The sequence below is a fragment of the Candidatus Koribacter versatilis Ellin345 genome, assembly GCF_000014005.1.
Taxonomy (GTDB): domain Bacteria; phylum Acidobacteriota; class Terriglobia; order Terriglobales; family Acidobacteriaceae; genus Korobacter; species Korobacter versatilis_A.
This window is the reverse complement of record NC_008009.1, coordinates 85,083-108,051: the sequence shown is the minus strand read 5'-3', so window position 1 is coordinate 108,051 and position 22,969 is coordinate 85,083. Positions and strand designations below refer to the sequence as shown.

The following is a 22,969-nucleotide window of genomic DNA, read 5'->3' as shown; positions in this document are numbered from 1 at the left end:
TCTTCTTCTACTCGTTCCTCAGCGCCGTCATCGGCTGCACCGACGTTGCTCGGTGTGCCGGCAACAACGTAGCCAGCAGCGCTACCAGCGTCACCGCTCCGGCGGTCCCGACGAACACGCGCAGGTCGCCCGCGCTGACGCCGAAGATCAAATTCGCCATCATCCGCGCGAGTCCACCTGCCATGGGAATGCCCAGGGCCAATCCAACGATCGTCAGCACCGCGGCACGCCGCAGCACCAGGATGCGAATCTGTTTCGGTTGCGCGCCCATCGCCATGCGCACGCCGATTTCGTGAGTGCGCTCGGAGACGGAATTCGCCATCACGCCGAAGATCCCGATCGCGGCCAACAGCAGCGCCACCAGCGCGTCGATGACGAACATGCCTACGACATATTCGAGTCCTACCAGCGTTTCATGCAGGTAAACGTCGTAGCTCTGGACGTCGCTCAGAGGCAGCGTGGCGTCAATCTGTGCGAATGCCCGGCGGACGGCGGGCGCTATGGAGTCGGCATCGCCGTTAGCGCGGACTGCGAAGTACGTCTTGTCGCCCGGGAATTGCGCGTACGACAGGTACACCGTGGGTTGCGGCGTCTTGTCCACCCAGAGCCAGGTAATGTCCTCGGCTACGCCCACGACGGTGATCCACGGGGTCGCTTCCGAGGGCTTGCCAAGTTGCATCCGGCGACCGATCGGATCTTTCCCCTCGAAATATCGGTCTGCGAACTTCTTGCTGATCACTGCTACCGGCGTAGTCGAAGTTCCATCGGAGTCGTTGAGCCAGCGTCCCTCGAGCAGCGAGACATGCATTGCGCTGAGGAAACTCGGCGAGATGGTTAGCCGCTGTGTAGCGCGCGATTCTCCCGGCACCGCCTGCACATGCTCGAGGTTGACGTCCTGCCACCACACGCCCGTATTGTTGACCGGGAACGTCGGGGTGATGTCGGCCGATGCCACGCCCGGCGTGTTCCGCAGCGCCTGCAACGACTCATCGTAGAAAGCCTTTTGCTGCGCGGCGGTCGCGTAGCGCGCGTGCGGCAGGTTCACTTCAAAGGTCAATAGCGTCTTCGGCGAATAGCGGTCGGTTTGGCGCAGCATTGCACGCATGCCCGAGCCCATCAGCGCCGCTCCCGCAACCAGCGCAACAGCTAGCGTGATCTGCGCCACTGCGAAGATGTTACGCAACGCATGCGAGCGCCGATCGCCCGCTACGGTGCGTCCACCGGCTTTTAACTGCTCTGCCACGCCCAAGCGTAACGCGGAAAGACTCGGCGCCAATCCGGAGAAGATCCCGGCAAATACCGCGAGGCCCAGCGAATACGCCAGCGCCCGGCCATTCAAATTGATATTGCTCCATCCCGGCAGGAAGCGTGCCACCCGCGGAGGCATGGTGATCAACGTAAGGTGCAGTTGCAGACGCGCCACCAGGATTCCAGCCAGCGCACCCGTAACGCAGAGCAGGGTGCTTTCGATAAGCAGTTGCCGCACGATGCGGGTTCGTCCGGCGCCCATCGCAGAGCGAATCGCAATCTCCGTCCGGCGACCGATGCTGCGCGCGAACTGCAGGTTCGAAACGTTGGCGCAGATGATCAGCAATACGAAGATTCCCACGCCGAGCATCAGCCGCATGTACATCGGCGTGTAATCGTCATTCACCGAGTCGGCCAGCGTGCGCAGTTTCAGGCCCCAACCGAGGTTGGTCTCGGGATGCTCCTTAGCGTCGTGCGCAGCAATCGCCGACAACTCCGCCAGCGCGGCCTCGCGAGTCACGCCCGGATTCAAACGGGCAAGCACGCTATAAAGATGTCCCGCACGGTCCGCTTTTTCCGCCGGCGTCAGCCCGAGAGGAATGAAAATGTCGCTGTACGAGGCGTAGCGGAATCCCTGCGGCATCACGCCGATGACGTCGTACTCCTTGCCATCGAGCTGGATTTTGCGACCGACAGCGTTGCGGTCTTCCCCGAATTGCTTCTGCCACAGCGAGTAGCTGAGCACCGCCACGCGATCGGCGCCGGGTTCATCCTCGCCCTTCGCGAAGGTCCGTCCCAGCCACGGCTTCACCCGGAGCAAGTCGAACAAATTGGCGGACGACAACGTCGCCATCAATTGTTCGGGATCGCCGGCGCCGGTCATGTTCATTGCCACGGGACGGTGCCACGCCATCTCAGAAAACGAATGGCTCTGCGTGTACCAATCCTGCACGTTGCCCATCGCGTCCGCGCGCGCAATGTGGTCGGTACTCTCCTCGGAGACACTCGCCACGCGCTCCATGTCGGGAACAGCCAGCGGACGCAGCACCACCGCATCCATCACCGTGAACATCGCGGTGCTCATGCCAATACCAATGGCCATCGTCAGCACAACCGCGAGCGAAAATCCCGGTGACTTCCGGATTTGGCGGAGCGCAAAGCGCAGTTCCTGGAGCAGTCCGTGCATACCAACCTCGAAGATTAGGCCGACAGAATCGTAGAAGGAAGGTGCAAGTGTCGTGCCACTACCAAATCGGGAGGGCGCTGAAATTGAGGTACTTAGCACCTCGATCGCAATTAGGAATCACGCTTGCATGTCCAGCGGCGCGAGCGAGCGTCCGAATACGGACAAGCTGAGAACGGGCGTGCCGCGCGGGTTTCAGCGGCAGATTTACGGCTCGCTCGGAATCAGAACCTGGCTGGTGCTTTTCATGGTCCGGAAATGCTCCAGTTCCTGCTGCACCTGCGCCCATTGCTTCGGGTTCTGTTTGGTCGTAATCGGCGCATTCAGGTCCGCATAGTATGCGAGAACATCTTCTTTCAATCCCAGTGGGATCGTCATTTGCGGCCGGGTCACCACGTCGTGCAGGAGCTTGGCGTAGGTCGCGTCCGTGCGCGCGTAGCCACCTGGCTTTGTTCTCGCTCCGGTGTCAAGATCGCGGTCTGCCAGCGCAAAGGTCGTGACCTCTCCGTGCCCGAGGTCCCCGAGGTGCTTGTGCAGATGCTCCAGTGTCGTAGTCATGCTCTTCGCATAAAGCTCCTGCGACTCGTGGCTGGGGATTTTGATTGCCAGCATTGCAGCCGGACCCCTCTTAGGCACGATCCAGACGATCGCCGCCGACAGATGCCCGACAAATCCAGGGTTCCGGTACCCCTGCGGCGAGTGGTTTCGAAAGTCGGCATGCTCCGATTCCTCGGAATACGTGGAGAACTCCGGACTCGGCTGCTCCTGCAGAAACTCGTGCCGATGCAGCACCACCTCGCCGCGCGCGAAGAATGGTATGAAACTGCGTACCGCCGACCGGTAGCTCCGCATCGACGGCCCCTCTTCGCCGAGCAGGGTGTGGAGCGGCATGCCGTAAGTCTCGAAGAACGCCTTCTCCAGCAAAGGACGTGGTATCAGCAGCCCGATGTGTACGAGGTACGAGTGCGGCGCGAACCGCTGCTTCGAGACTTGCTCGATATCGAAGCCGAACTCAGTGCGAACGTGCGCATGCGGGTCCTGCTCGTACGTCACCACAGTCCCATACCGCGCGCCCAGGTCTGGGAACTCGATGGGTGTGGCCTGGTTCGTGGCGATGGAGTGGCCGAAAGAATCGCCGAGGTAGTGAGAAAGCGCGCCCGCGGCGAAAGCCAAATCATTCAAGTTCTGCGCGTTCCGGAACAGGCTGGCGACAAAATCTCCGGCACGCACATAGTGAGTGAGATCACTGAAGAAGGTGTGCCCGAATGGGTAGTACCCCATGTCCTGGATCGCGCACCCACCGTAGGCATAGGCATGCGCAACCTGAAGTTGTTCTGCTGTCGCGTTCGGATACCGGCTCAAGAGAAATGGGCGAATCGAATCGTCCCATGCCAGATCAATGATTGCCTGGTGAGTAAGAACCGAGTACGCGTAGGCGCCGGGCGCGCACAGCAGCACGATCAAGCACCAGAGTGTAAGAGCGCGTAGCGCGAGAGAGCGAATAGGCAAGCAGTTCTCCGGAGTTGAAGGTGCACAGCTCGTCGGTGTTGAAAATCAACTCCAGCGTCTTTGATACAAGGGTGATACCCGAACCTGCGAAAGCGTCAGCAAACGTCGATCCCCGGCTTCTCCGCCGCGATTACTTCGCCGATGCGCACCGCTGGCACGCCTGCGTTCTGCATTGCCCTGAGTAACCGTTTTGCGTCCGCCTCCGACACGGAAATCAGGAGGCCGCCTGCCGTTTGGGGATCGTAAAGAATCGTCCGCAATTCGTGCGGGACGTCGTCGGCGTAGGTCACCAGGCACTCCGCGAAGTCGCGGTTGTTGTTGAGGCCGCCGGGAACAAATCCCAACCGCACGCACTCCAGCGCGCCGGGCAATACCGGTACATCTGCCGCGCGGATACGCAGCGTGACGCCGCTACCCAGCGCCATCTCGCGCCCGTGCCCGATCATGCCGAAGCCAGTGATGTCGGTCATGCCGTGCACCGCGTAATCACCGGCGGCAATCACCTCGGCTGCGAGTTTATTCAGGGTGGTCATCGAGCGCTCTGCCGCGGCGATCCACTCCGGCTCGGCCTTGCCGCGCTTAATCGCCGTCGAGATCACGCCCGTCCCCAGCGACTTGGTGAAGAGCAGCGCATCGCCTGCAACCGCGCCGGCATTCTTCAGCACCTTCTGCGGATGGATTGTTCCCGTCACCGCGTAACCGAACTTGATCTCTTCGTCGCGAATCGAGTGCCCGCCGATGACGGTACAGTTGGCCTCGATCATCTTCGACAATCCGCCCGCGAGGATGCGCTCCAGCACCTCGGGATCGCCCTTGTCGGGGAAGCAAACCATGGCCAGCGCGCTCACCGGTTTTCCGCCCATCGCGTAGACGTCGCTCAGAGCGTTGGTCGCGGCGATCTGGCCGAAGGTGTACGGGTCGTCAACGATGGGCGTGAAGAAGTCCACTGTTTGCACCATCGCGAGCTCGGGCGTGAGCAGATACACGCCGGCGTCGTCGGCTTTGTCGAAGCCGACTAGTACGTTGGCGTCCTGTTGCCGGGCTAATTTCCCAAGCACCGAGTCCAGCACCGCCGGACTAAGCTTCGACGCTCAACCCGCGGCCTTGACCGTCTCGGTCAAGCGCACCTGTTTGGCTGCATCACTCACAAGGAAAGCGTAGCACGCGCATCGTAGTCATCGCTCCTGAACCGAATCGCAACACAACCGGCAATGAATTCTGCACTCACGCTCGTCGTTCGTCTCTGCTCTGTAGTCGTTCATCCCCACTCGTTGTAACTTGCAGGTATATCGCGTTGTGATGTTGTTTCTCGACTGCTAGACTCCTCCGCAACTCGGATTGTGGGTCCCACCGCTCGAATGACTTCCCGCATTACCGAAATACCAAAACACTAAAAGGACCTCAAATCATGCGTCTTGGAGTATCCCTGCCGAAAATCCGGCATAGTCTCGTCCCCTGCTTGCTCGCAACTGTTCTCTCCATCGCCTCCTCCGCACAAACCGCTCCAAATCCATCCCGCATTCAATCTCCAATTTTAGAGACCGATCGCATTACCTTACATAGCAGTTCGCCGGCATGGACAAAGGCCGCCCGCGACGCCGGAGCGGTGGATTCCAACCTTTCGCTGGATCGCATTCTGGTCTTGCTCCAGCCCAGCGCCAAACAAAGCGATGCGTTGAAACTTTATCTCGACGATTTACAGAACACTGATTCGAAGAACTATCACCAGTGGCTCACGCCTGAGCAGTACGCGCAGAAATTCGGCCCCACCGACGCCGACATGCAGAAGGTCACCGACTGGCTGCAGTCACACGGCTTCAAGATTTCTGAGGTTGCGGCCGGCCGGCAGTGGATCGAGGTCGCCGGAACTGCAGCCCAAGTCAGGACCGCATTCAATACCGAGATTCACAAGTACCACCTCAACGGTAAGGATTACTTCGCGAATGCGTCAGATGTCTCGCTGCCGCGCGCGCTGTCGTCAGTGGTGCGCGGCGTGCTCTCGCTGAACAACTTCCAGAAGCGTTCCTTCACTTCGCACGGCGTCCTGGTGTCGAGAGGCACGAGCGGGAAATTGCAGCCTGTCGCGGGAGTCGTACCTGACAGCAAAGGCAAGCTGACGGTAGATCCCTCCTACACCCTCACAACCGGGAATGGCTCATTCCATTTCCTCGCACCCGGAGACTTGCAGAAGATTTACGACGAAACGCCTCTGCTCACGGACGGCAACAACGGTCGCGGAGTGTCGATTGCAATCGTGGGACGAACCAACATCGAATTGTCCGACGTACATTCCTTCCGCCAGATCTTCGGGCTTTCGGAAAACGATCCTGAAGTCCTCATCAACGGTACGGACCCGGGAATCACCCCGGACGAACTCGAGGCCGACCTCGACCTGGAGTGGGCAGGCGCCTCGGCGCCGGGTGCAAAACTGAAGTTCGTCACTTCCAGCTCGACGGCCTCTACAGACGGCGTGGATCTCTCGGCGGCATACATCGTCGACCACCGTATCGCGCCCATCATGAGTACTAGCTATGGACAGTGCGAAGCGTTTCTCGGTCCAAGCGGCAATGCGTTTTATTCGTCGTTGTGGCAGCAAGCCGCTGCTGAGGGCATTACTGCCTTCGTGAGCTCGGGCGATAACGGTGCTGCCGGCTGCGATCCTGCCGCGTACTTCTTGCCCGAACAATACGGCAAAATGGTGAGCGGGCTCGCTTCCACCCCATACAACGTTGCTGTGGGAGGCACCGAGCTCAACGAGAACGGAAACGACTCCACCTACTGGTCGGCGAACAATGCAGCCGACCAAGCCTCTGTCCTGGGATACATTCCCGAAGTTACCTGGAACGAGACCTGCGATCCGCGCACCAGCACTTCCTGTTCGCAGTACATCAATTACTCGAGCAGCGGCGGTCCCAGCAACTGTTCGGATGTAACCCAGAACGGCAGCCGGTTCAACTTCACCTGCAACGCCGGTTACCCGAAACCTGCCTGGCAAACCGGCGTCGGCGTTCCAAACGACGGCGTCCGTGATCTGCCTGATGTCTCGCTGGCAGCCGCCGGTGGACACGATGGCTACCTGCTGTGCGTCGAAGGCAGTTGCCAGACCACGACTGTGAATGGAAAGATCGTCCTGACGAACGCCGTCGTCGTTGGTGGGACCTCCGCCGCTTCTCCCTCCATGGCCGGCATCCTCGCCCTTGTGGAACAAAAGAACGGACAATACCAGGGCCAGGCAAACTACACCTTCTACCAACTCGCTGCCGCCGAGCAAGCCGCGAACTGCAACGCGTCGCAGAGGGTGGATCCCACGCACACCAGCCAATGCATCTTCAATGACGTCACCTCCGGCAACAACGGCGTGCCCAACCTCACCGGGTTCAACGCCGGCACCGGGTACGACTTGACCACCGGACTCGGCTCGGTCAGTGCCGCAAACCTGGCCGCGAATTGGAACACCGGCAGGAAGCACCTCACCGAAACCTTCCTTTGGGCTTCACGCTTCAAAGCGCAGCACGGACAACCCATCGATCTCAACATTCGCGTTCATGCGTCGCGAGCGTCGAGCGCGCCCACGGGAGCTGTTGCACTCGAGGCAGGTTCGAACCGCTACCCGACGAGCGTGCCTCTGACGCACGGTGCATTCTCCGGTCCGGTCGCAAGTCTGCCGGCTGGCCACTACCTGTTGACCGCGCACTATGGCGGCGACGGCACCTATAGCCAGAGCACCTCCAACCCCATTCCGATCGATATCACGCCGGAGGACAGCAAGATCACAGTCATTCCTTACAACGTGAACCTCGTGGGCCAGTACCTGCCGACGACGGGACCGATCACTTTCGGGACGGAAGCCGCGCTCCAGATCAACGTTCAGGGCCTCTCCGGGCAAGGACAAGCGACAGGATCGGTGACCATCACGGTCGACGGCAAGAACGCGGGCACTGCGACCATCACCGCGGGCAATGTCTTCGTGACCCTGGATTCCCTGGTTTCACAAACGTTGTCCGTAGGCACGCACTCGTTCGGCGCGACCTACTCGGGCGACACCAGTTTCCACGCCTCGTCCTCTCCGCATGCCGCATCGATATCGGTGGCGCGAGGCTACGTCGGTCTTACGCGCATCAGCTCCGATCTCCAAACCGTTGCCGTTGGAGCACCGCTGACGTTCTACATCAGCGTGCTCGCCCCCGGATCCTCTCGCCCGTCGGGTACGGTTCAGGTCTATGACAATGGCGCAGCCATCAGTGGTCCGATCGCACTCGCAACAAACGTTCCATCAGACGCGGTGCAGGCAGAATTTGTGCACGCCTTCACCACGACCGGAACTCACATCATTCGTTTGAGCTACTCGGGCGACAAAAACTTCTTCCCGGTCGCGCCCGACGAATTCCGCTCTTCGCAGTTCTTCCTCACCGTGAATTCCGCGAAGGGAGCGGCCACAGTGACGCAGATCTCGCAGTCGAACCCAACTCTCACGGTCGGCGGCACAGACACCTTCACGGTTTCGGTGGCGCCTCAGAAGTCGGGAGGTGCAGCGCTCACGGGCACAGTCACGCTCGTCAGCATGTACAACTCGATCATCGCTGGACCGGTGGCGCTCACCAACGGTAAAGCAAGCTTCGTGGTGCCCTGGTCGAAGTTCCTGAACGTTGGAACCAGTGAATTGCTCGCGTCGTACTCGGGCGATGCAAATTACGCGCCCAGTGCCAGCGGTAATATCGAGACCACCGTAAACCCTGCAACCCCCGCTATAACACTGTCCGCGGATGCCTCTGAGGTGCGCGCGGGCGCCACCAGCGAGTTGGCCGTCATTGTGAAACCGACGCTGAGCGGTGATTCCAGCATCGTTCTGCCGTTCGGTAAAGTGCAGTTCTACGATGCCGTCAACGGGCGGGCTCCGCAGCCACTTGGGCCTGCATATGGCCTCACCCAAGGCAACGGCAACTTCACCACGTTCCTGTTCGCAACCCAGTTGCCGGCAGGGCACAACGTGATCACGGCACGCTATCTCGGAAATGGCGAGTGGGGCCCTGCGGCCTCGAATCCGGTGGTCGTCCTGGTAGGACGCGCACACCGCGACTAACCGCACGTTTTCTCGACCGGGTTCTTCGGGTTGGAGCCATCCAGACCTGGAGAACCCCTTTTTGTTGGCAGCGAAGTTTATTTGTACTGCAAATTCACCAGCTTCACTTCCGGATAATTCTGGTTCCACTCGGCCGATACGTGCTCGAACGTCAGGCGGATGGTGCGGCTCTTTCCCGGCGCGAGCGGGGCGCGCGTGAGGTCGGTAACGTCGGGATATCCACCGAGCGTATTGGGAATGAGCACCGAAGCGGCTAGCGTCTCTGAACCGACGCTCTGGTTAAGCGAATCGCGGAACGTGACTTGCACCTGCGCGCCGGTCACAGTCTTGTCGCCCGTATTGGTGACGGTGAAGTCCACGTAGGTCACGGCCGCGCCGACGTAATTCTCCGACTTGCTCATCTGCATGTCGCTGATGGGAAGCTTGTCGGCGTACGGATCGTGCTGTACCTGGCCCTTGTTGCTGTTGCGATTGAAGAACGCAATCGCGGCCACCACGACGATCACCAGCAGCGCGCCGACAATCATCGGCGTCCAGTTGCGCTTCTCTGGTTCCTTCTGCGCGCTAAATACGTGTTCGTCTTGCTCGGGCTCTGCCATGGCCAACCGATTCTATCGCAGGCACTGCGCCTGCGCCTTTCTCCTGATTAGACACCGCCAATTCGGTCCCGGCTCTGGCAATGTTGCGTGACGCGTCACTCCGGGAATCGAGCGTGTCTTCTACACTGGTTCTTCTTATGACGTTGGGCCACGCAGCAATGTTGTTTGGCGTTGCGATTCTCGGCGGCGCCATCAACTCCGTCGCCGGCGGAGGCAGCTTCCTCTGCTTCCCCGCGCTGCTCTTCACCGGAGTTCCGCCAGTGAACGCCAACGCCACCAACACGCTCGCGTTGTGGCCGGGAACTCTGGCCAGCGTGGGCGCGTATCGTCGCGAGTTCAGCAAGGCCGACGCGCGGCAGATCTACTCGCTGGTCATCACCGGCATCGCCGGCGCGCTGATTGGCGCAATCCTCCTACTCAAGACGCCGCAGCTTACGTTCCTCCATATGGTTCCGTGGCTGCTCGCCTCCGCGACCGTGATCTTCGCGTTCAGCTCGCGCATCTCGCGCTGGGTACGCGAACGCGAGGCGCGCGGCGGTGCGCACATGATGACCGGCGCCGCGCTGGTGCAACTCGGCATCGCCGTGTACATCGGCTTCTTCGGCGCGGGTGCCGGCATTCTCATGCTCGCGCTATTCGCATTCATGGGTATGGAAAGCATCCACACCATGAACGCCTTCAAGACCATGCTCGCGTCCATCTGCAACGGTGTAGCGCTAATCGCGTTCATCGTCGCGAAAGCGATATTCTGGCCGCAAGCTCTGGTGATGCTCGTCGGGGCAGCCTTCGGCGGATACTTCGGCGCTCACTTCGCCCAGAAAGTCGCGCCCGCGAAGGTTAGGCTGATCGTCATCTTCATCGGCGCGGGGCTGTCGATTTACTTCTTCGTGAAGCAGTACGCCCTGTGAAAAGGCCGCGATTTCACAGGCTGCTGAAACCCTCACTACGCAGCACGGGAAGTGAAAGGCACGACTTCACGCCTTGCTGAAAACCTGTATTGCAGCACAACAAGTGAAAGGGCACGACTTCACAGGCTGCTGAAAACTCTTTCGCAAAAACTCCTTCGCAGCCGGGCTTTGTATCAGGGCACGACTTCAGTCGTGCCGAAAACGCTCCCCAAGATTTCCGGGCTTCAGCCCCTGCGCTCGCCTGCGGCCTCACGTCGTATCATTTCCGCCATGGGACTCTTCAGTGTCATTCGCGAACGACGGCGCGTGCGAAAACTCTTCGAGAAATATGTGTCGCCGGCCGCAATCAAGGCGATCGAGGAATCCTCGGAATACGGATTCACGTCGCAGATCGAAGACAAACATCTTCAATTCATCATCGTGAACCTGCAGGAGGCGCCGGTTGAAGAGGTGAACGCCACGCTCACTCGCGTAGTCGATTGCCTATTCCGGCACAACGCGACGCTCTTCTGGTCGTCACCGACATTGGTGCGCGGATGTTTCGGAGTTCCGAGCACGGAGCACGACTTGCCACAAAATCGCACCGCGGCCGTGGCTGACTTACTGCAGGAAAACGGCTCACGCATCCGTCTTTTGCACGGTGAGTGCACCGCTCCCGTCGGAAACTTCGGCGGGAATTTCCGACTCTGCTATGACATGATGCTCCCCGGGTACACGGCCAAACTCAAACGTCTGTTCGAACTCGAGTTCGGCACAGCCGAAGAAATTCCCGCCTGATCCGCCTCACCTAATCACGGCTGCAGAACATTGCCTGCGGAATTATTCCGCACCAACGGATGTACCGTCTGCCTTTGAATCTTCCTCATCTGCTCCACCGAAAATCGCGGGGCGGCTGGTGATTTCATTTGCGCGGCGGAATGCAGAGTGCACCTAATCGTGTTGCCGGTCCCCAGGTCCACCACCGAGTTGCATTGTCCCAGGACAGTGTTGTTTTCGCCGTTGGCGTCGAAGAAGACATCGGCGAAATCGGATTTGAAGTGGCTGAGGTCGTTGCCAAGGAAACGATTCCCACTTGTAACCTCGGTGTCGAAGCCATAAGTCGAAATCATCAGCCCCGCGTACCCTTCACCGCGCAGATCGTTCCCCGTGATCAAGGAGTTGGTAACGAGGTCGTAGAGGGCAATCGGGATCGCGTTCGGTGCGCTGAGCGTCGTCACCTGGTTGAAAGCGACCACGGCATCGATGGTGCCGGTCGTCCCAGTGGCGTCGCCTCCCGCGATGTCAATTCCATCCCCGTTGTAGGAAGTCGAATAGACCAAGTTCGAGATCACCTTATACCGGGCACTCAGATCGCCCCCGATGAAAATCCCGTCCGCGAAGCTGGTGGCGCTCGGCCCGGGGATGACTAGGTTGGCTGAAACGAGAGCGGATTTCTGCAAACGCACCAGCGTGATTCCACCGCCCTGTTCTGTGTCGGGCGAGTTCACGTTTTGAATCAGATTGCCGGTAATCTCGACATCGCTCTGCACGGTATCCAACTGGACGCCATTCGAGAAGATAGCGCCGAGGCCGTCAATCACATTGCCAACCAGGCGGACTTTTCCAGCAACGATTCCGTAATCGCTGCCGCCATAGAAGTCGATCCCATCGGCGAACGAGATGATGTTCCCGTCAGGCACCCTTACGCGCACTGGCACGACGTTGTGAATGACGTTGCCCGTAATTTCCGTACTGCCGTTGGAAGTCGCAATGTCGATTGCGTCTGAGAATGGGCTCTCGAAGTCAATACCTTGAATGCTGCTCTTAACCGGCGATAGGCCCTCGATGGGGCCGAAGCCGCCGCGGATCGTGGTGCGGGCGTGTGCGGCGACTTCGCCGATGATCTTGACGTCCGCGCTCAAGTTGATAAAGCCGGAACCGTACGCGGTCAGGAGATCGGTCGAGAAGTTGAATTCTGTGGGGACGCCCTTCTTGTTGACTGCCTTAAGCAGCACGGTGCCACCTTTATCCACCGCGGCCTGGATGTTGTTTACATCGTCCGGGAAAATCCCCGTCGGATAGACAACGGAATAAGCGCCGGAAAAGGCCGGCAGAGCCCAGAACAAAGTCAGGGCGAAAAACAGTTTTTCAAAATGCGGTCGGTGAAGTCGGAACATAGATCCTCCAGGTCTCCGTTTGGGAGAAGGCTTGCGAGTTTCCATCGCGGGGAATGAGCCTGTGGGGATCCGAAAGCGCCGTGGGGACGGCTTACTGCTGAGGACTGCGAGAATACTCGCTCCGAGAAGCGCCTGCCAAGACCAATTTGGTTAAGATTTATGTTTTTATGTTTCCCGAACGAAAGTGCTCGGGTGCCCCAGGTCTCGCTCTTCTCGAGACCTGGGAAAAACAGATGCATAATCAGGGTCGTAGGTCCCCCGTCAAATTCTTCAACACCACCGCCAACCTTGCCATACCAACGTCTAATTGTCCCTCTCCCCCCGCAGTGCTCTGATCATCCGGTTCTCATCGGATAGCTCCCCCGATGATCAAGGAGACGTGACCCAATGAAAATTCTGCAGGTACTCACCTCGCACGATCAGCTCGGCAATACCGGACGTAAAACCGGCTTCTGGCTGGAAGAAGGTGCGGCCCCTTACTTCGTCTTCAGAGATGCCGGTGTCGAGATCACCCTCGCTTCTCCCAAAGGCGGCCAGCCTCCCATCGATCCCAAGAGCGACCTCGCCGAAAACCAGACCGCCGCCCAGGTCCGCTTCAAGAAAGACGCACAAGCTCTCAAGGCCTTTGCCAACACCTTCAAGCTCGCCGACATGAAGGCCGAAGACTTCGACACCGTCTTCTATACCGGCGGCCACGGCCCCATGTGGGACCTCGCCGAGGACCCCGTCTCCATCGCCCTTCTCGAAACCTTCTATAACTCCGGTAAACCGATCGCGCTCGTCTGCCATTCCCCCGGCGTTTTACGCCACGTGAAATACAAGGGCGAGCCGCTGGTGAAAGGGAAGCACGTGACCGGCTTCACCAATGGCGAGGAAACAGACGTACAGCTCACTAAGGTCGTGCCCTTCCTCGTCGAGGACGAACTGCTTCGTCTCGGCGCCATCTTCGAGAAGAAGGCCAACTGGCAACCGTTCACCATCACGGATGGCCGCCTCATCACCGGCCAGAATCCGGCATCGTCCACCATTACCGCGCAAGCCCTCATGAGCTTTGTTGGCAAAACGAAGGAAGTAGCGGCGTAGCTCTCCGAACGGCCAGGGTAAAGGCGACATTACCTTGGCCCTCTTTTTCTGACGCGACCGGGGAAACCTATGGCAATCGATCAAGCACCACAGAAACTCACCTTCCAGGCAATTCTTTCCGAGGAAGTAAATTGGCAGCCCTTTGCCGCATTTCCGCCATCGGCCCGGTTGGCTGTGCTGGTGTGCAATCCTTCGCAACCCGGGCCCTATGTGACCCGCGTCAAAATCCCGGCCGGCATAAAACTCATGCCGCATCGCCATCCCGAGGACCGCGTCTACACCGTAATCTCCGGCACCTTCTACATCGGCCTGGGCGACGAATTCGACGCCGCCAAACTTCATCCTTATCCGCCGGGCTCGGTCGTCGTCCTTCCCGGCAACACATCGCACTTTCATTGGGCGAAGTCCGGCGAATACATCACTCAGATCTCTGCCAACGGACCGCTCGGCATGGAGTACATCCATGCCAACGACGATCCCCGGAAATCGGCATCCTGACGCACGCAATCCAGCCCTATGACGGACTAGTAAACAAATTTCTTCCGCTTCGCTGTACCACCTTTGCGGCAAATCAGCCGACTTGCGCACTTTTCTGGCTACAGAGTCACGTTTTATGGCTTTTCAGGAAAGGAATTACGGGGCTGGAACGTCAATTTTCGGATCGCGTCAGAAGCGGGGCTGCGCAAATCTATAGTAAATAAGCACTTGGAAAAGTATGTTAACGAACTTCTAACTTCGGGTTTTACCTTGAGTTCTCGTGGTTTCTTGCCTGTAACTTGGTAAACAAAAATAAGAAATCCCGAGGTGATGTCAACTTATTCGTCTCGACCAACGGCTCGCTTAAGACCCTTGCCGACCTACCCAACACCGTCTCCTTGCGGCCACGATGCTTGATCTTCGCTTGGGCTCCGGGCTTGCCGTCAACCGGATAAACCAGTTAACGCCTCGGGATTCCATCTTGCCTTCAACCTGTTCTTGTTCGCCTCGACCAGCAGCTCGCTATAGACCCTTGCTGCCCCTCTCGCAACCTGCTCTCCTGCTTTTGGCTACGGAACTCTTTCTCGGGCTGCGATATCACTACCGCTACCGGAGAAAGATCGGATGCCGTCGCTTCCGACTGGGAAACCGTCGCTTCCCTTAGGGCCGATCATCGTGAGATTTTCGGCGCTTCCCGTAGTTTCTCTCTGGAGTTGGTTGCCGTGAGCTCGCTCGAGCCCCGGACTAACCACCAACCGGGAAAACTTCAGAACTGTCAAAGAACGAGTGTGAACATACGCCCAGGCCAAAATAAGTCAATGCGAAATCGTACGCCTACAACACTTCTATTTTCAGTAGCTTATAGAGAATTCACAGCACCCCTGCCCGAAACTTGTGCAAGGTCCTTTTGCGATGCTTTCCGGGAACCCGCGTCAATCGCGGTTTTTCGCGCCAATTCGCAGAAATAGCCGCATGGATGGCGGGTGCGGCAGAGTCGGACACAATTGTGAAAATCTTGGGAAAATTCGCTGTTTATGCGGCGATTCGCGAACTCGAAATTTTGAGAATTTTCATTTGCGAAGTTTTTTTAGCGCAGTTTTGCGGGCGGAAAAAACTTCAACAGCAGATCCTTCGTCGCTGCGCTCCTCGAGGATGACAGGAGAGAGCAGTGGAGGTGCTCGCTCGAGTGTGGGCTGGATGCTCGGCGATGTCTGTCGGTCATTGAGTGCAGCCGGGGTACGCAAGAACGTGGCTGATACCATCGCTCCGTGGGCGATTTGCTGCAGATTCGCGACCTGAAAATCGAGTTTCCTACGCCTGACGGATGGCGGAGCGCAGTGCGCGGGATCTCGTTTGGGATCGCCGCGGGCGAGACGCTGGGGCTCGTCGGCGAATCGGGATCTGGGAAGTCGGTGACGTCGCTGGCGGTGCTAAGACTGCTGCCGACGCAAGCGCGGATTTCGGGCGAGATCTCGTTCGATGGCCGCTCTTTGCTGGCGCTCGAAGGCGAAGAGCTGCGGCGGCTGCGCGGCGAGTCGATCTCGATGATCTTCCAGGAGCCGATGACCGCACTGAATCCTGTGATGCGCGTGGGCGACCAGGTGGCGGAGGCGGTGCTCGCTCACTCGGACGTCAAGAAGACCGAAGCTTGGCGGCGCGCCGTGGAATCTCTAACCGAGGTTGAGATTCGCGAGCCAGAGCGGCGGGCACGCGACTATCCCCACCAGCTTTCGGGCGGCATGCGGCAGCGCGTGATGATCGCGATGGCGATCGTGAACCGTCCGCGGCTACTGATTGCCGACGAGCCGACGACCGCGCTCGATGTGACCATCCAGGCGCAGATCCTCGATTTGCTAAACGAATTGCGGCAAAGGCATGGGCTGGCGATGCTGTTCATCTCGCATGACCTTGCCGTCGTCTCGCAGATCAGCGATCGGGTGGCGGTGATGTATGCCGGGCAGATTGTGGAAATGGCGACGGCCAGTGAGGTTTTCAAAAACGCGGCGCATCCCTACACGCGGGGGCTGTTGCACTCAGTGCCAACCCTGCGGACCAATCGCGCGGAGCCGCTGCGAACGATTGAAGGTACCGTGCCGACCGCGGGCGCAATTACGATCGGATGTAGTTTTGAGCCGCGCTGCGGGGACCGTATCGGGAACTGCGCTACGGTGAATCCCGAGCTCATAGAAATTTCTCCCGGACACTGGGCGCGCTGTCCGGTAATCGCCGGAAACGTTGTAAAGTAGCAATGAGCCCGGTGTATCCTTGCCGGGCTTCCGTTTTCATGCGCTATCTCATCATCAGCGATATCCATAGCAACCTTGAGGCGTTGCAGACCGCGCTGGCGGCTGCGCCGGCGCACGACTACGTCCTGAACCTGGGCGACGTGGTGGGCTATGGCGCCAGTCCGAACGAGGTAGTGGAGATCGTAAGCGGACTCAATGGGCCGGTGGTGCGCGGGAATCACGACAAGGCCTGCTCAGGCATCGGCGATACATTTGGCTTCAACGCAGTTGCCGACCGCGCCGTCACGTGGACATCCGAAACACTTTCTGACGAGAACCGCGACTGGGTGAAACAACTGCAGCGCGGGCCAGTGGACATTCCGGGCTTCACCGGTGGGCAGATGGTGCACGGCTCGCCCATCGACGAGGACGACTACCTGCTCTCCAGCGCCGCGGCCTTCGAGGTCTTTCGCGATGGCCACTCCCCGCTGACCTTCTACGGTCATACTCACGTGCAAGGCGGGTTTATTTTCCGCAAAGGGTACGTTGAGACGTTTCGTCCGCGATACCACACGCCGATGGAAGAAGAGACCTGGGAGCTGCCGCTGATGATGGAAGCGCGGTACCTCATCAATCCCGGCTCGATCGGCCAGCCACGCGATGGCGACTGGCGCGCCGCGTTCGCCCTCTTTGACTCCGAAGCGAAGAAGATTACGTTCTACCGGGTGCCTTATCCAGTCGAACTGGCGCAGCACCGCATTCTGACGGCAGAGTTGCCGGAGTATTTGGCGGTGAGGTTGCGGGCCGGACGGTGAAACGATGTTCGACGAGCAGCGGATTGCGGATCTCAAAAAACAGCGGCGTAAAGACATGCTGGCTAAAGGCAAGAAGTCTGCCGTGCGTCGCCAAATAGCCTTCAATCTATTGCTGTTTGGCGGCCTATTCGTAATCGACTATCTCCCGTTACATCGCAGGTCAAGTACAGAATTGATCGCGTGGGCGCTTTTTCTTCCAATCGGAATTCTGGGCGGCTACTTGCAGGGGATATGGATCTGGCAGGACCTTGAGAAAAAAGCACGCTCCTAATGGAGCGGCCAGAGTTGCGAACGGGAAAATAATCCGTACGATACTGTCGCAATATGCCGGCAACGACCTACGCGCGCCTCGGGTTCAAAGAGATCGCGCGGCATTCGCCGGAGCGGCCGATTATGCGAATGAACTTAGCCTGAACACGAACGATTCTCCTCTGCTTTTCGGCGTCTCAGCGAGCATTTCAGCAGCTCTTTTACCGCGAAGTCACATTGAAAAATTTCACTGATTTCGTTTCTGGGACTGCACTGAAAGATTGCCGCTTGTTCGGGCCCATCTTCGCCTCCATACGACACGCCGGCACGATGGGATCCGACGTCCTGAAAATAAACTATCCCGTCGTCGTCGGATTCGAGGTCCGACCCTACATACACCAGCGTCTCAACCGTGGGAATTAGCATCTCCCTATCGACATAGGTCACCGAAAAGTAAGTCTCCCCGATCGATAACTGATCAAAACGCACAGGCTGCGCATACGGTTCAAGTTCCACCGCTTCAAAACGCATCGTCTTCATGTCGACAGGATAACTGTCGGCAACCCCCCTTCGTACAACTACTCCCGTTTCCGTCATCGCTCCTTCATTTAAACTCGCACCATGTCATCCCTCTTTCCCGAGCCCGCCGCCAAGAAACCCGAAAAAATATTGATCGCCCATGTGGACGGCGGAGCGCGCGGCAACCCTGGCCCTGCCGGATTTGGCGTGGTGCTGGAAGATGAGCGTGGACAGAAGGTGGACGCGCTGAGCGGATTTCTCGGGCACCAGACCAACAATGTGGCGGAATACTCCGGCCTGTTGGCGGCGCTCGACTACGCGCAGAAGCACGGCTTCAAGGCGCTCAAGGTCGTCGCCGATTCGGAGTTGCTGGTGAAGCAGATTCGCGGTGAGTACAAGGTGAAGTCGCCGAACCTGCTGGATCTCTACAGCCGTGCGCGGGTGATGATCCGCACCCTCGATTGGTTTCGCATTGAGCACACCTTGCGCGGCGGCAACAAGGAAGCCGATGCCCTCGCCAACGAAGCCATGGACCGCGGCATGGGACGATCACCGCAGCAAGCCAAAAGCGGGCTCGCCGGGGACCCCGAAAACCGGCGCCGCGAAGATCCTGCTTCCGAAGCGCGCCAGTACGAGAAGCAACCGACTGAAGTGAACGGCATTGTGAAAGACGGCGTGGTGCAGTTCCTCGGGACCAAGCTGCCCGAAGGAACATTCGTAAAGATCCGGGCGAAATAGAGATCGGCACATCCGCACGACTTCTGTCGGAACGAGCGAAGTCCGAAACCGAAGCTAGCCTCTCGCCGAACACGGACTATTTTGGGAACGCCTGAAAAGTACCGCGCGCGGAGAAACTACTTCCGCGAACTACTCTCCGGTGCTAGTGTTTTCTCGCCATCTACTCTGAATTCCCGGGAGGCCCCTTCGATGTCCACGCCCGCCATGTCGCCACAAAACAACGCGCGGCCGCAACAGATCGCGGCAGCGAAAGCACGCGTGATAGTAAGCGCCAACTGGTTTCTCTGGATTGCCGGCCTCTCGGTGGTCAACACGCTTATCAGTATGGGCGGTGGGCGCATGCGATTCATCTTTGGGCTCGGGATCACGAGCGTGCTCGACGCCGTCGGGCATCAATCCGGCAACAGCGGCCAGAGCACGGCCCTCATCATGTCAATCCTTGCCGCTGCAGTGATCGCCATGTTTGGCTTCTTTGGGCGCAAGGAAATGAAGTGGGCATTCCTTGTCGGCATGGCGCTTTACGCCTGCGATGGTCTCCTTCTCTTGAAATACGGTGTGTATCTCAGCGCCGCGTTTCACGCCTGGGCGCTTTTCCGTCTCTTCGTCGGTTTGCAGGCAGTGAACACGCTGGAGACTCTCCGCTCCCAGCAATCGAGCGACGCAGGAGCGATGTCCACGAGTTGGCAGCGCTAGCGCACAGGGTCCGCCTTCGCGCCAGCTTGCGACTGTTCTGCCTTCTTAATGACCTCTGCTTGTCCAGGGTTGAGCTTTGCCGACGAAATCACTTCATCGATTGACCTGAAATATCCTCTCTGACGGCGCTCGCGAACCATCGCCTGCGCCGTTTCCTTTGAGAACTGCGGCAGTGTCGCGATCTCCTCCGCCGAAGCTGTATTCAGATTGGTCCGCAGCGGCGCCTCCTCGCTCCCGGGAAACAGACTTGCCTGCGTGAACGCCTCGTTGCGAATCCACAGTTCAGGCCCGACGGCGGCATCGAGCTTGAGCTTTCCGGCAAGGACGTCGTCCGTGGCTTGGGCGAGCAGCTTTTGTGCCGCATGAAGTTGCGTGCGAAAGGCCGCAATGTCGGCGCGTGATGAAGCCGCACTCATTGCCTCTGTGCCGTGGGCGAGTTCCGTCGAAACCGTCGCTCCCCGCGTGAGCAGCACAAAGTCCGCCACTACGCGTTTGCCCTCCTCCGGATACTTCCCGCGATAACTCTCGAGCATCTGGATCAACGGCGACTGCGTCGCGTTCGGTTTCACCTCGGCGAGAGCTTCGAAGAGCTTGCGGTATTTCGCTTCGAGTTGCGCGCAATCTGCACCACACACTGGCGCACCGCCTTCCGAGAGAAGTTGCAGGAAGACGGTCGAGACCACGCCTTCGGAAGACAGCATTTGCTGGCCGCTGCGGAGTTGGCTCGGATCGAAGCTGGTCGAAGTCTCCTCGACCACGTAGCACTCGCGGAGCGATGCGCACGCCGGCACCATCCGTTCGTGAAGGAAGACATAACTCGGCGGGCCGAAGTTGCGCAGCACCTGGTCGCGCTGGCTCAGGAAATCCTGCGCCAAGGACGGCGCGACTACGCCTCGTTGCTGCCGCGTAAGCGAAGGATTCGCTGAGTTCTGCCGAACCACCGGCTGGAAGTGTTCCGCAAAGCCTTCGTCGAACGCGGTGCGATAGTCGGTTAGCGTCACGCTCTGGTGCATCTTGTTCGAGCGCGCGCCGACGAGTTCCCCGACGAGGTTCCGCAGAATCGAGTGACCAAGCTCGTGCGAGAAGATCTCTTCGAAGTCGCCGCTGTCCACCGACTCCTGATCGACGACTAAGTCGATGTAGTCAGCGGCCAGGAACACGCGCTCGCCATCTTCACTCTCCAAAAAGAAATCGCGCCGCGCGTATCCGCCTTCTTCCTGGGACAGCAACAGGTAAATCGGCTGCGCGAATTCGGGATCGCCCCTAAGGCCGTCGCGCCGATCGCGCGCGCTCGCAATATCACGGCTCATGATGAAGAGCTTCTGCATCTCTCCCGCAAACGAACTCGCGAAAACGTGCTGGATGGAAGCAACAAGCTTCTGGTCCTGCGCAAAGCGAAACACCGGATACTGCGTGCCGTTGTGCTCAGCCGTGACCGCCTGGTCGCCGTGGATTACCGGCTCAACGACCGGCGGTCCCGCAGCAAATGCCGATGCGATCAGCGCCAGCAAAGCACACGCAAGCCGAAGCTGTTTCATGAAACCTCCGTTGGAGCGAGTATCTGCCAGTTAGGTACGCGTGAGTTCCCGAAAAGTTTCCACGCGTCCGCTAAGCTCAACAAAACATGCGAGATTCCCCGATCTTCTGCGGAAGTTGAGCTTTGTCGCGGCCCTGAGCCGCGCGGTGAAAATACCACAGTACCGCCCCGGTTCTGTGGCCAATTAACCACATCCAATGGAAGCCTCCCGGCTTGTAATCTATTAACAACGGGCAACATAGCGCCGCGACGATTTGGGCTTCGAACAAACAATACGATCCAGCGTGGAGTGTCACGGCGTAGGTCTGCATAGCGGCGCGCCCGTGCGTCTGCGGCTTCTCCCGGCATCGACTGGCGAAGGCATCGTCTTCCGCCGTACAGATCTCGACGACTTCGAGATCGAGGCCACCGGCCGCAACGTCGCGAAAGTCAGCTACGCCACCAGTCTGATGAAGAAGGGCGTGCTGATCTCCACCACCGAGCATTTGCTCTCGGCCCTCATCGGCATGGGCGTGGACAACGCCATCATCGAAATCGACAACCTGGAGCTGCCCATCCTCGATGGCAGCGCCCAGCCCTTCGTCGACATGATCGTTAACGCCGGATTGCGCAAGCAGCGCCGCAAGCGGTCCTATATCCGAATCGTGAAGCCAATCGAGTTGCGCGAGGGCGACAAGTTTATCGCCGTCTACCCGTATGACGGCTACTCCGTGAGCTATGCCATCAACTTCCCTCATCCGTCGATCGGTCGCGAGCGTTTTGAAGTCGAACTCTCGAACGGAAATTTTTTGCGCGAGATCGCGCCGGCAAGGACCTTCGGTTTCCTCCGCGATCGCGATGCGATGCTGAACATGGGACTGATCCGTGGCGCGTCCGAAGAAAACGCAATCGTGTTGACCGACGATGGCATCAAGAACGGACCGCTTCGCTATCCCGATGAATTTGTCCGGCACAAGGTTCTTGACCTGATTGGCGATCTGGCTCTCCTCGGGCGTCGCCTGCTGGGACGCATCGTTGCCGACCGCGCCGGTCATGCCATGCACACCGCGCTCGTCACAAGAATTCTGCGCGATCAATCGTTCTGGGAAGAGTCCACGCTGAACGATGAGCTGCCCGACATGCCGGATTTCAGCGGCGCCCATCCTGTCGCCGACCAGCTCTAGCTCGCTTCGTCGCTGTGCCAGCTTTCCGCAGAGTTGCGGTGGATCGCGACAGGCTCGTCCTTCCCGCGCGTAGTAAGCCACTCTTCCAGCTTTTCTTTATGTAGGTGAGGGACCTGCTGGAAACAGACGCCGGCGTGACCCTGGTTGTCCGTCCAACTCACTTCGCCCTTGGCTTCGATCGTGAACTTCAGTCCCGGGAGGTCGAAACGGCACTTCACGATCAGTCCCGGTGTGAGCGCGAAGCTGGTGTCAATCGCCATTCCGCCTTCGCTCAAATTGCTTACCGTGATGTTTTCCACGCGGTTGCTGAACTCCAAGCTGGCAGGCACGTTCACGGTGTAGCGGAAGAACCGGCGGCGTTCGCGCATGATGAGTCCGAGTGCCGCATGAAAGCTGCGCTGCGCGCGTTCCGCAGTGAGGGGCTTCTCCAACGCAAAATTCGCACCGGACTGAAACGCTTCTTTTACGCCAACGTAACGGATGACCGCGAAGATGATGGCATTGCGCGTCATCGGCAGGCCGCGTAGCGAACTCATGAACTCCACGCCGCCAAGAATTTCGTCATCAACGATGATGGCTTCGTATTTCCGGCTGTTCAGCAGCCGCAAAGCAGCGTCTGGAAAAGCGCATTGGTCGGTCGCAATTCCGAGTTCCGGCAGCAGCGGACGCAATATGTCCACGACGTTCGGGTCTTCCGAAAGGAGCAATGCGCTTAACGACACATTTTTGATGGTACCGTCTGCGCGCGATGGCCAACAAGTGCACCGAAGTAATTTCGCGGCATAAT

Annotated in this window: 19 protein-coding genes; 11 read left to right on the top strand and 8 right to left on the bottom strand. The window is 59.0% G+C overall.

Annotation, left to right across the window (positions count from 1 at the left end; genetic code table 11):
- Nucleotides 1-7 precede the first annotated feature (7 nt).
- From ACID345_RS00525 to selD, 3 genes are all read right to left on the bottom strand, one after another.
- Nucleotides 8-2,434, bottom strand: a complete 2,427-nt coding sequence (locus ACID345_RS00525; RefSeq protein ID WP_011520908.1) for an ABC transporter permease — start codon at nucleotides 2,432-2,434, stop codon at nucleotides 8-10.
- A gap of 204 nt (nucleotides 2,435-2,638) precedes the next feature.
- Complete coding sequence (locus ACID345_RS00520; RefSeq protein ID WP_011520907.1) at nucleotides 2,639-3,940, bottom strand: zinc dependent phospholipase C family protein; 1,302 nt, start codon at nucleotides 3,938-3,940, stop codon at nucleotides 2,639-2,641.
- 95 nt (nucleotides 3,941-4,035) lie between these two features.
- A complete protein-coding gene (selD, locus tag ACID345_RS00515) occupies nucleotides 4,036-5,088 on the bottom strand; it encodes a selenide, water dikinase SelD (protein WP_266190034.1) in 1,053 nt (350 codons plus the stop codon).
- Nucleotides 5,089-5,348: 260 nt separating this feature from the next.
- Here selD and ACID345_RS00510 point away from each other — a divergent pair, with 260 nt between their 5' ends.
- Nucleotides 5,349-9,020 (top strand): Ig-like domain repeat protein, encoded by a 3,672-nt coding sequence (locus ACID345_RS00510; RefSeq protein ID WP_011520905.1) that lies wholly within the window; start codon nucleotides 5,349-5,351, stop codon nucleotides 9,018-9,020.
- 77 nt (nucleotides 9,021-9,097) lie between these two features.
- Here ACID345_RS00510 and ACID345_RS00505 read toward each other — a convergent pair whose 3' ends face one another.
- Nucleotides 9,098-9,619: a DUF2393 family protein gene (locus ACID345_RS00505; RefSeq protein ID WP_011520904.1), complete on the bottom strand. Its 522-nt coding sequence runs from the start codon at nucleotides 9,617-9,619 to the stop codon at nucleotides 9,098-9,100.
- Between the two features lie 113 nt (nucleotides 9,620-9,732).
- On the opposite strand from ACID345_RS00505, the gene ACID345_RS00500 reads away from it, so the two are divergent.
- Nucleotides 9,733-10,527: a sulfite exporter TauE/SafE family protein gene (locus ACID345_RS00500; protein ID WP_011520903.1), complete on the top strand. Its 795-nt coding sequence runs from the start codon at nucleotides 9,733-9,735 to the stop codon at nucleotides 10,525-10,527.
- 306 nt (nucleotides 10,528-10,833) lie between these two features.
- Nucleotides 10,834-11,304, top strand: a complete 471-nt coding sequence (locus ACID345_RS00495; RefSeq protein ID WP_148209967.1) for a hypothetical protein — start codon at nucleotides 10,834-10,836, stop codon at nucleotides 11,302-11,304.
- A 14-nt stretch (nucleotides 11,305-11,318) separates the two neighbouring features.
- Here the strand turns inward: ACID345_RS00495 and ACID345_RS00490 are convergent, their stop codons facing one another.
- Nucleotides 11,319-12,683, bottom strand: coding sequence for a hypothetical protein (locus tag ACID345_RS00490; RefSeq protein ID WP_011520901.1), 1,365 nt, complete (start codon nucleotides 12,681-12,683; stop codon nucleotides 11,319-11,321).
- Between the two features lie 387 nt (nucleotides 12,684-13,070).
- Here ACID345_RS00490 and ACID345_RS00485 point away from each other — a divergent pair, with 387 nt between their 5' ends.
- The 5 genes from ACID345_RS00485 (at nucleotide 13,071) to ACID345_RS00460 (ending at nucleotide 17,554) form a co-directional block, all read left to right on the top strand.
- Nucleotides 13,071-13,766, top strand: coding sequence for a type 1 glutamine amidotransferase domain-containing protein (locus ACID345_RS00485; protein ID WP_011520900.1), 696 nt, complete (start codon nucleotides 13,071-13,073; stop codon nucleotides 13,764-13,766).
- A gap of 69 nt (nucleotides 13,767-13,835) precedes the next feature.
- Nucleotides 13,836-14,264, top strand: coding sequence for a cupin domain-containing protein (locus tag ACID345_RS00480; protein ID WP_011520899.1), 429 nt, complete (start codon nucleotides 13,836-13,838; stop codon nucleotides 14,262-14,264).
- Nucleotides 14,265-15,511: 1,247 nt separating this feature from the next.
- Entirely contained in the window at nucleotides 15,512-16,489 is a 978-nt protein-coding gene (locus ACID345_RS00470; protein WP_011520898.1) for an ABC transporter ATP-binding protein, read from the top strand.
- A gap of 2 nt (nucleotides 16,490-16,491) precedes the next feature.
- Nucleotides 16,492-17,283 carry a metallophosphoesterase family protein gene (locus tag ACID345_RS00465; protein ID WP_011520897.1) on the top strand — a complete coding sequence of 264 codons (792 nt, stop codon included), beginning with the start codon at nucleotides 16,492-16,494 and terminating at the stop codon, nucleotides 17,281-17,283.
- 4 nt (nucleotides 17,284-17,287) lie between these two features.
- Nucleotides 17,288-17,554: a hypothetical protein gene (locus ACID345_RS00460; protein WP_011520896.1), complete on the top strand. Its 267-nt coding sequence runs from the start codon at nucleotides 17,288-17,290 to the stop codon at nucleotides 17,552-17,554.
- Between the two features lie 134 nt (nucleotides 17,555-17,688).
- Here ACID345_RS00460 and ACID345_RS00455 read toward each other — a convergent pair whose 3' ends face one another.
- Nucleotides 17,689-18,129, bottom strand: coding sequence for a hypothetical protein (locus tag ACID345_RS00455; protein WP_041855305.1), 441 nt, complete (start codon nucleotides 18,127-18,129; stop codon nucleotides 17,689-17,691).
- A gap of 24 nt (nucleotides 18,130-18,153) precedes the next feature.
- Between ACID345_RS00455 and ACID345_RS00450 the strand changes: the two genes are divergently transcribed.
- Together ACID345_RS00450 and ACID345_RS00445 are read left to right on the top strand one after the other, a co-directional pair.
- The gene (locus ACID345_RS00450; RefSeq protein ID WP_011520895.1) at nucleotides 18,154-18,789 is read left to right on the top strand and encodes a ribonuclease HI family protein; all 636 of its coding nucleotides are present in this window, start codon (nucleotides 18,154-18,156) and stop codon (nucleotides 18,787-18,789) included.
- 189 nt (nucleotides 18,790-18,978) lie between these two features.
- Nucleotides 18,979-19,482: a hypothetical protein gene (locus tag ACID345_RS00445; RefSeq protein WP_011520894.1), complete on the top strand. Its 504-nt coding sequence runs from the start codon at nucleotides 18,979-18,981 to the stop codon at nucleotides 19,480-19,482.
- Here the strand turns inward: ACID345_RS00445 and ACID345_RS00440 are convergent.
- Nucleotides 19,479-21,020, bottom strand: a complete 1,542-nt coding sequence (locus ACID345_RS00440; protein ID WP_011520893.1) for a ComEA family DNA-binding protein — start codon at nucleotides 21,018-21,020, stop codon at nucleotides 19,479-19,481. The two genes, ACID345_RS00445 and ACID345_RS00440, sit on opposite strands and share 4 nt — an antisense overlap.
- Before the next feature lie 253 nt (nucleotides 21,021-21,273).
- Between ACID345_RS00440 and lpxC the strand changes: the two genes are divergently transcribed.
- Nucleotides 21,274-22,182 (top strand): UDP-3-O-acyl-N-acetylglucosamine deacetylase, encoded by a 909-nt coding sequence (gene lpxC / locus ACID345_RS00435; RefSeq protein ID WP_049761578.1) that lies wholly within the window; start codon nucleotides 21,274-21,276, stop codon nucleotides 22,180-22,182.
- Here lpxC and ACID345_RS00430 read toward each other — a convergent pair.
- Nucleotides 22,179-22,862, bottom strand: a complete 684-nt coding sequence (locus ACID345_RS00430) for a PilZ domain-containing protein (RefSeq protein ID WP_228370711.1) — start codon at nucleotides 22,860-22,862, stop codon at nucleotides 22,179-22,181. The genes lpxC and ACID345_RS00430 overlap by 4 nt on opposite strands.
- Nucleotides 22,863-22,969 lie beyond the last annotated feature (107 nt).